The following is a 1,336-nucleotide window of genomic DNA, read 5'->3' as shown; positions in this document are numbered from 1 at the left end:
GGTACAATCGGCGGTAGCGGCCTATTGTTGTCTTCATTGCCTCAGTTGCATCTCTTCGCTCAGGAAAGAGCGAAGCAGGTGAAGGGTCAAAAGGCACGACTCGCCGTAATCGGAACAGGCTCCAGAGGTATGTATCATATAAATCATCTGCTACAGATACCTCATGCAGAGGTAGTTGCTTTGTGTGATATTTATCAGCCTCATTTGGATAATGCAGCCAAACAGTACCCCAAGGCAAAGTTGTATAAGGATTACCACCAGGCCATATCCGATCCGAATGTGGATGGCATCTTAATAGCTACTCCATTGAACATGCATGCCCCTATTTCAATAGCAGGCTTGAAGGCCGGCAAACATGTTTTTTGCGAAAAGTCTATGGCCCGGACAATGGATCAGTGTAAGGAGATGTATGATGTTTATAAAGAATCGGGTAAGGTTCTTTATATCGGCATCCAGCGTTTGTTTGATCCGAAGTATTTGAAGGCTATCGAATTAATAAAGAATGGAACAATCGGTCAAATCGTCGGTCTTCGTAACTTCTGGTATAGAAATAATGATTGGCGCAGACCTGTTCCGGATCCATCCTTGGAAAAACTGATAAACTGGCGGTTGTATAAAGAATCTTCCGGCGGTTTGATGACGGAGTTGGCCGCTCATCAGTTGCAGATGGGCACCTGGGTCAACCATTCGTTGCCTGATTACATCACCGGCTTCGGCGATATCATTTATTGGAAAGACGGCCGGGAGGTTTATGATAGCGTAAGCGTGATCTACCATTATCCAAACGGTTTGCGTATGACCTTCGAATCAATCATTTCGAATAAGCGTTACGGTATGGATGAACAGGTTCTGGGTCATGAAGGAACATTGGAGTTGGCTCAGGGTTTGTTGTATACGGAAAACCCGAAACCGGCTCCGGGTATCCAGCAGTTGATAAATCAGATAGAGCATAAGGTGTTCGACAATATCTCGTTCGCGGGTCCGAGTTGGGTGCCGGAAACGGCCTCCTCTACAAAGGGTGAACCTATAATGGATCATATCCAGACTCATGATGGCTCTAATACTACCGGCGCTACAGTAGATGACGGTTCAAAGGGTCTTGTATCGGCTTATTGTTCATCAGTCATCACCGGCGAGCCGATACCAAATCTGGTTGAGGAAGCGTATTATTCGTCCGTTCTGGCTTTGCTGGGCAATAAGGCAATGGAAGAACGTTCGGTGATAGAGTTTCCTGAAGAATACAAAATACCTTATTCATTTGATGCATAATTATGAGAGACTTAAATATAACAATAACAACAAAAAGGCAACGCACTGAATTATTGATCTTTGGTGT

At 44.8% G+C, this 1,336-nt stretch carries 1 protein-coding gene; it reads left to right on the top strand.

Features of this window, described 5'->3' with window-relative positions; genetic code table 11:
* The coding region (locus C4S38_RS15660; RefSeq protein WP_103984483.1) for a Gfo/Idh/MocA family protein at positions 1-1,269 on the top strand (1,269 nt) is incomplete at its 5' end.
* Positions 1,270-1,336 lie beyond the last annotated feature (67 nt).

The sequence above is a fragment of the Parabacteroides chinchillae genome (assembly GCF_900108035.1).
Lineage (GTDB): Bacteria > Bacteroidota > Bacteroidia > Bacteroidales > Tannerellaceae > Parabacteroides > Parabacteroides chinchillae.
The sequence above is the reverse complement of the archived record's forward strand: the minus strand, read 5'-3'. Positions and strand labels throughout refer to the sequence as shown.